The organism is Baekduia sp. (assembly GCF_035996765.1).
GTDB lineage: Bacteria > Actinomycetota > Thermoleophilia > Solirubrobacterales > Solirubrobacteraceae > Baekduia.
This window is the reverse complement of sequence record NZ_DASYJG010000064.1, coordinates 1-6980: the sequence shown is the minus strand read 5'-3', so window position 1 is coordinate 6980 and position 6980 is coordinate 1. Positions and strand designations below refer to the sequence as shown.

The following is a 6980-nucleotide window of genomic DNA, read 5'->3' as shown; positions in this document are numbered from 1 at the left end:
GATCGCGCCCAGCGTCGCCTCGGGCGCGTGGCGGTGCGGCACGACCGCGACGGGACACGATGAGCCGGAGATCAGCCGCTCGGCGGTGCTCCCGGGACGAACGTGGCCGTGACGCGCCTCGCGGTCGGAACCGACGACCAGCAGCTCGGGGCTCAGCGCGGCCACGGCGCCGGCCAGCCCGCGGGCCGGCGTCGTGTGGTCGACCACGCGCACCTGCGCGGCGACGCCATCGGCCTGGAGCTCGGCCACGAGGGCGGCGGTGGCGTCGTCGGGCGCCGCCTCACTCGGCTCGCCGCCGTGCAGGCGGTCGAGCATCGAGCCGCCCTGGCGCACGGCGACGACGATCAGCGGCGCGCCGGTCGCGCGGCAGGCGGCGACGGCGAAGGTGACCGGCCCGCGATCGCCGGTGGCCGGGTTGAAGGCAGCGAGGATCGGAGCGCTCATGGGCCGACCCTACGCGCGCCCGCGACGGGCGCATCCTCCGAATCGGATGATGGCCCGTCCGGAGGTGCGGCGGATGATCGACCACTGATGGCTCACTCCTCCCCCGGATCCACCACGAACGGCAAGCCGCGCGTCATCGTCGTCGGAGCCGGGTTCGCCGGCCTCGGCTGCGCGCGGCGCCTGGCCAAGGTCGACGACATGCAGGTCACGCTGCTCGACCGCAACAACTACCACCAGTTCCAGCCGCTGCTCTACCAGGTCGCGACGTCGCAGCTGGCGTCCAGCGACATCGCCTACTCGCTGCGCAAGCTCTTTGCCGACGACGAGAACGTCGCGGTCAAACTCGGCGAGGTCGCGACGATCGACGCGGCCGCGCGCAGCGTGACGACGGCCGACGGCGACGTGATCGCCGGCGACGCGATCGTCCTGGCCGCCGGCTCGCAGCCGAACTTCTTCCGCACGCCCGGCGCCGCCGAGCACGCGTTCCCGCTCTACTCGCTCGATGACGCGCTGGCGCTACGCTCGCGGATCCTCGGCGTCTTCGAGGCGGCAGACCGCGACGCGTCGCTGATCGATCAGGGTGCGCTCTCGTTCGTCGTCGTGGGCGGCGGCCCGACCGGGGTCGAGCTGGCCGGTGCGCTGGCCGACCTCGTGGAGGAGACGATGGCGGAGGAGTACCACGACCTGGCCGTCACGTCGGTGCAGATCCATCTCGTCGACCTCGGCCCCACGCTGCTCGGGCCGTTCTCCGAGGACGCCCACGAGTACGTCGCCAAGGTCCTGGGCCGCAAGGGCGTCCGGATGCATCTCGGCGTCGCGGTGACCGAGGTCGGTGCCGGGCACGTCACGCTTGCCGATGGCACCACGCTGCGCACCCGCTGCGTCGTCTGGGGCGGCGGCATCATGGCGCCGGCCGTGGCCGGCGCGCTGCCCGACGCCCAAGGGCGCGGCGGACGTCTGACGGTCAGCTCCGACCTCTGCGTCGCCGGCGCGCCGGGCATCTACGCCGCCGGTGACATCGCCAACATCCCGGCGCCCGACGGCAGCGCCCTGCCCCAGCTCGGGTCGGTCGCGCTGCAGAGCGGCGTGCACGCCGCCGACACCGTCATGGCCGACCTGAGCGGGAAGCCGCGGTCGTCGTTTCACTACCACGACAAGGGCATCATGGCCATGATCGGGCGCGGCGCCGCGATCGCCGAAGTCGGGCCGCACCGCCACGAGCTGCACGGCGCGATCGCGTTCTCGGCCTGGCTCGGCGTCCACGCCCAGCTCATGACCGGCGTGCGCAACCGCATCGACGCGTTCGTCAGCTGGGGCTCGGACTACTTCTCCAAGCGCCGCGGCCCACAGATCCTCGACCACGCCGACGCGGCACCGATCGACTGGGACGAGGACCGCGCGCCGCCGCTAGCCACCACCGGACCGCAGCAGCGCTGAACGGCGACCGGCGGGACCAAAGGTCCCGCCGGCATATCACCGTCTCTCGATTCCTGTCGCTACCGACGCGAGACGCGTCGTGCGGTCCGTCGGCCTGTGCGTCGTGCGACGCGGCGAGCTCCGAACATGGTGATGAGCCTTTCGTGATCAGGAAGGGGAGCCGGCCTCAGCCGTCTCCAGGGAAGCGAGCTCCTCGGCCTCCTCGGCCGCCATCAGGCCGACGGCGACGAGGTCGAGCGGGCTGATGAAGCCGTCGCCGAGGCGGAAGCCGCCCGCGCGCATGATCGCGTCGCGCAGCGGCACGGCCCAGTGGTGCTCCAGGAGCACCAGCGCCGCGGCGGAGTCGTTGGGGATGTCGGCCAGGACGTCCCACTCGTCGGCGTCGCGGAAGACCTGCGGGGCGCCGCCGGCAGCGCCCGCGTCGGCACCCGCGGCCATCCCCTCCTCGCCGTCGATGCCGAGGCCGACCAGCGCGCCGACCACGGTGCCGAGCTCGACCGCCTCGGCCTCGGTGAGGTTGCTGAGGTGCTCGACCTCGAGCTCCCCGTCAGCGTCCTTGTAGACGGCGAGCGCATCGATGACACGGACCGTGTCGCTCTCACGCAGGCGCTCGAGCTCCTCGATGATCTCACCGTGGAACTTGGGGTGGTTGAAGCCCAGCACGATCAGCTGAACCGGCCCGATGGCCATGGCTGTTCCCTTCGTCGTCGCAGCAGGTCGCCCCGATGGTGGCCCTCCGCGCACGGGCGGGCATCATCCGGTCCGGGTGATGCCCTGAGCGCCGGGACTGGGCTGTACTCAGCCGATGCCCGATCCGCTCGTGCTGCTGCGAAGCAGGAGCTATGTCCAGCTGCTCGTGGTCGCAGCGCTGATCGGCATCCCGGTCTCGGCCGTGGCCTACGGCTTCCTCAAGCTCGTCGACGTCCTCCAGACCGAGCTCTTCGACGACCTCCCCGGACAGCTCGGATTCGCCACCACGCCGGCGTGGTGGCCGCTGCCGATCCTCGCGCTGTCGGGGCTGCTGACCGCGCTGGCGATCATGCGCCTGCCCGGCACCGGCGGGCACTCGCCGGCCGATGGCTTCCACGCCGGCGGCGCCGTCGAGCCCGTCGACGTGCCCGGGATCTTCCTCGCCGCGTTGGCGACGCTGGGCTTCGGCGCCGTGCTCGGCCCGGAGGCGCCGCTGATCCTGATCGGCAGCGGCCTGGGCGTGCTGGCCGTGCGCCTCGCCGCCCGCGATGCGCCCGACCAAGCAGCGACCATCGTCGCGGCCGCCGGCAGCTTCGCCGCGATCAGCTCGCTGCTGGGCTCGCCGCTGCTGGGCGCCTTCCTGCTCCTGGAGGCCGCCGGCCTGGGCGGACCGATGCTCGGCCTGGTGCTCCTGCCCGGCCTCCTCGCGGCCGGCGTCGGCTCGCTGGTCTTCGTCGGGTTGGACTCCCTCACCGGCTTCGGGACGCTGAGCCTGGCCATCCCCGACCTGCGCGCCGTGGGCCACCCGACCGGCACCTGGCTGGCGTGGGCGCTGGCGTTCGGGCTCGTCGCCCCGTTCCTCGGCCGCGGGATCACGCTCCTCGCGGTGGCCGTCCGGGCGCGCACCGAGCCCCGCATGCTCGTGACGATGCCCGCGCTCGGCATCGTCATCGGCGGGTTGGCGGTCGCCTTCGGCCAGGCGACCGGCAAGCCCGCCACCGAGGTCCTGTTCTCCGGCCAGTCCGCGCTCGGGCCGCTGATCGACGGCGCGTCGACCTGGTCGGTCGGCGCGCTGCTGGCGCTCGTCGCCGCCAAGGGCCTGGCCTACAGCCTCTCGCTCAGCAGCTTCCGCGGCGGCCCGGTGTTTCCGGCGATGTTCCTCGGCGCGGCGGCCGGCATCGCCGCTTCCCACCTCCCCGGCCTGCCGCTGATCCCGGCCGTGGCGATGGGGATCGGCGCGATGTGCACCACCATGCTCACGCTGCCGCTGACCTCCACCCTGCTGGCGACGCTGCTGCTCGGGACCGACGGCACGAACGTCATGCCGGTCGTGATCGTCGCGGTCGTCGTCAGCCATGTGGTCACCGCGCGGCTGACGCCGCTCGTTCATCCGGATCAGGTGATGACCGACGACGGCACCGGCCCGAGCATCCCGCCATGGCCTCCGCCGACGTCCTCGTCATCTTCGGCATCACCGGCGACCTCGCCAAGGTGATGACCCTGCGGTCGCTGTACCGGCTCGAACGCCGGGGGCTGCTGACGTGCCCGATCGTCGGCGTGGCCGTCGACGACTGGACCGTCGACGACCTCAAGCTGCGCGCGCGGGAGGCGATCGTCGACGGGGGCGAGACGCTCGACCCCGAGGTGTTCGATCGCTTCGTGGCCCGCATGAGCTACGTCTCGGGCGACTTCGCCGACCCCACGACCTTCGAGCGCGTCGCGGCCGCGATCAAGGGCAAGGAGATGCCGGTCTTCTACCTCGAGATCCCGCCCTTCTTGTTCGGCGGTGTGGTCAAGGGGCTCTCCGACGCCGGCCTGACCGCGAACGCCCGCGTCGTCGTGGAGAAGCCGTTCGGCCACGACACCGACTCGGCCCGCGCGCTCGCGGCCGAGATCCACCAGTACCTCGACGAGTCCCAGCTGTTTCGCATCGACCACTTCCTCGGGAAGATGGGCCTCGTCGAGATCCTGTACCTGCGCTTCGCCAACGCGATGCTCGAGCCGGTCTGGAACCGCAACTACCTCTCCTCGGTGCAGATCACGATGGCCGAGAGCTTCGGCGTCGAGGACCGCGGCCACTTCTACGACCCGGTCGGTGCGCTGCGCGACGTCGTCGTCAACCACATGATGCAGGTGGTCGCCGCCGCGGCGATGGAGGCTCCCGCGGGTCGGGATCCGTCAACGGTCAAGGACGCGATCGCCTCGCTGTTCAAGGCGATGCCGGAGGCCGATCCCAGCGCCTACGTCCGCGGCCAGTACGACGGCTATCGCGAGACCCCCGGCGTCGCGCCCGACTCGACGACCGAGACGTACGCCGCGATGCGCCTGGAGGTCGACAACTGGCGCTGGTCGGGCGTGCCGTTCTTCCTGCGCACCGGCAAGCACCTCCCGATCACCCAGACCGAGCTGCGGCTGGTCTTCGAGCGCCCGCCGCGCCTCGGATTCGGCGCGTTCGCTCGCAGCCCGGAGCCCGACCAGCTCGTCGTCAAGCTCGACCCGACGACCGGCGTCCGGCTGCTGCTGGAGGCCCAGCACGGCGACCCGCCCGACGGTGCGCCGATCCACCTCGACATGGAGTTCGCCCAGGAGGGCGGCGAGGGCCCCGCGCCCTACGAGGTCCTGCTGCTGGCCGCCATGCGCGGCGAGGCCACGCGCTTCACCCGCCAGGACGGCGTCGAGCAGGCGTGGCGCGTCATGCAGCCGCTGCTCGACGCGCCGCCGCCGGTCCACGGCTACGCGCAGGGCAGTTGGGGGCCGGAGGCCTGCGACCGCCTCGTCGCCGGCCACGGACGCTGGCACGCGCCGTGGGCCGCGGCGTGAGCTGGCAGCCCAGCTCACCGAAGCTGCGCCCGCTGCGGCTGGCGCTCGCCTGGGGCGTCTCGGCCGCCGCGGTGTGGGTGACCGCGTGGATGCTGCCCGGCTTCAGCCTCGGCCACAGCGGCGCGGCGGTCACCGCGGCGCTGGCGATCGCGCTGCTCAACGCCGTGCTGCCGCCGGTGCTCGCGGCGTTGCGGCTCCCCTACATGCTGATCACCGGGTTCCTGTTGGTGTTGGTCGCCGACGCCCTCGTGCTGCAGGGCGCCGCGGCGCTGCTGGCCGACGAGGACGTCCACATCGCCGGCTTCGGCGACGCCCTGCTGGCGGCGCTCGTCATCACGGCCGTGAGCATGGTGCTGCAGATCATCCTCGGCACCAACGACGACGACGACGAGTACTCGCTGCGCGTCACCCGCCGCATCGCCAAGCGCCAGGGCGCCAGCGCCCCGACCGACGTGCCGGGGATCCTGTTCCTGGAGATCGACGGCCTCGGCCTGCCGATCCTGCGGGCCGCGATGCGGGACGGCAGCGCGCCCAGCATGGCGCGCTGGATCGCACGGGACGGCTACCGCCTGGCCGAGTGGGAGACCGACCTGTCGTCGCAGACCGGCGCCAGCCAGGCCGGGATCCTGCTGGGCTCCAACGACGACATCCCCGCCTTCCGCTGGGTCGAGAAGGAGGCGGGCCGCATGATGGTCTGCTCCTCGCCGGAGGACTGCGCGGAGATCGAGCGTCGCCACGCGACCGGCGTCGGGCTGCTGGTCGACGGCGGCGCCAGCCGCGGCAACCTGCTCTCCGGCGAGGCGGAGGAGACGATTCTGACGGTCAGCCGCGCCGACGCCGAGCGCGGGCCGAACCCGGGCTACCGGGCGTTCCTGGCCAACGGCTTCAACGTCACGCGGACGCTCGTCCTGTTCTGGTTTGAGGTCGGGATCGAGGTGACCTCGGCGCTGCGCGCCGCGCGCCGCGACGTCCGCCCGCGCGGGCACCGCGGCGGCTCCTACCCGTTCCTGCGCGCCGCGCTGTGCGTGTTCGTGCGCGACCTGATCGTCCACGGCGTCCTGACCGACATGATGCGCGGGCGGCCGGCGGTCTACGCGACGTTCTCCAGCTACGACGAGGTTGCTCATCATTCGGGGTTGCAGCGCGTCGACACGATGGAGGCGCTGCGCAAGCTCGACCAGCAGTTTGGTCGCATCAGTCGGGCCCGCAGGTACGCGCCGCGGCCGTACGAGATCGTCGTGCTCTCCGACCACGGCCAGACCCAGGGGGCGACCTTCAAGCAGCGAAATGGCTACGGACTCGACGAACTGGTCAAGCGATCCCTGAGCGGGGGCGAGGTGGCCGAGTTCGCCGGCGGCGACGAGCAGTCGGCGATGGCCGCCCATGCGCTTGGCGAGGCGACCGGCCGCGACTCGAAGAAGCCGGCCAAGAATGACGTCTCGGGTCGCGATGTCGTGGTTCTCGGTTCCGGCAACCTGGGCCTCGTGTACCTGATGCAGGAGTCGCGGCGCCTGACGCTCGAGGAGATCGAGGAGGGCCACCCGAACCTGATCACGGCACTGCGCGAGCACCCGCACGTCGGCTGGCTG

Annotated in this window: 6 protein-coding genes; 4 read left to right on the top strand and 2 right to left on the bottom strand. The window is 72.3% G+C overall.

Annotation, left to right across the window (positions count from 1 at the left end):
- Positions 1 to 444, bottom strand: a 444-nt coding sequence (locus VGO10_RS14415) for a universal stress protein (protein WP_327469491.1), incomplete at its 3' end; no start/stop codon positions are given.
- A gap of 87 nt (positions 445 to 531) precedes the next feature.
- On the opposite strand from VGO10_RS14415, the gene VGO10_RS14410 reads away from it, so the two are divergent.
- A complete protein-coding gene (locus tag VGO10_RS14410; protein ID WP_327469489.1) occupies positions 532 to 1881 on the top strand; it encodes an NAD(P)/FAD-dependent oxidoreductase in 1350 nt (449 codons plus the stop codon).
- 147 nt (positions 1882 to 2028) lie between these two features.
- On the opposite strand, the gene VGO10_RS14405 is transcribed toward VGO10_RS14410, so the two are convergent.
- The gene (locus VGO10_RS14405) at positions 2029 to 2571 is read right to left on the bottom strand and encodes a hypothetical protein (protein ID WP_327469487.1); all 543 of its coding nucleotides are present in this window, start codon (positions 2569 to 2571) and stop codon (positions 2029 to 2031) included.
- A gap of 115 nt (positions 2572 to 2686) precedes the next feature.
- On the opposite strand from VGO10_RS14405, the gene VGO10_RS14400 reads away from it, so the two are divergent.
- The 3 genes from VGO10_RS14400 to VGO10_RS14390 all read left to right on the top strand — a co-directional run.
- Entirely contained in the window at positions 2687 to 4066 is a 1380-nt protein-coding gene (locus VGO10_RS14400) for a chloride channel protein (RefSeq protein ID WP_327469485.1), read from the top strand.
- Positions 4009 to 5391 (top strand): glucose-6-phosphate dehydrogenase, encoded by a 1383-nt coding sequence (gene zwf / locus VGO10_RS14395; RefSeq protein ID WP_327469483.1) that lies wholly within the window; start codon positions 4009 to 4011, stop codon positions 5389 to 5391. Before VGO10_RS14400 ends, zwf begins: the two co-directional genes overlap by 58 nt.
- Positions 5376 to 6980: phage holin family protein (locus tag VGO10_RS14390; protein WP_327469481.1), on the top strand; the 1605-nt coding region annotated here is incomplete at its 3' end. The genes zwf and VGO10_RS14390, both read left to right, overlap by 16 nt.

Excerpts from the sequence above, each read along its gene's own strand:
- VGO10_RS14410 (WP_327469489.1), top strand. The coding sequence starts at position 532 with ATGGCTCACTCCTCCCCCGGATCCACCACGAACGGCAAGCCGCGCGTC.
- VGO10_RS14405 (WP_327469487.1), bottom strand. The coding sequence starts at position 2,571 with ATGGCCATCGGGCCGGTTCAGCTGATCGTGCTGGGCTTCAACCACCCC.
- zwf (WP_327469483.1), top strand. The coding sequence starts at position 4,009 with ATGGCCTCCGCCGACGTCCTCGTCATCTTCGGCATCACCGGCGACCTC.
- VGO10_RS14400 (WP_327469485.1), top strand. The coding sequence starts at position 2,687 with ATGCCCGATCCGCTCGTGCTGCTGCGAAGCAGGAGCTATGTCCAGCTG.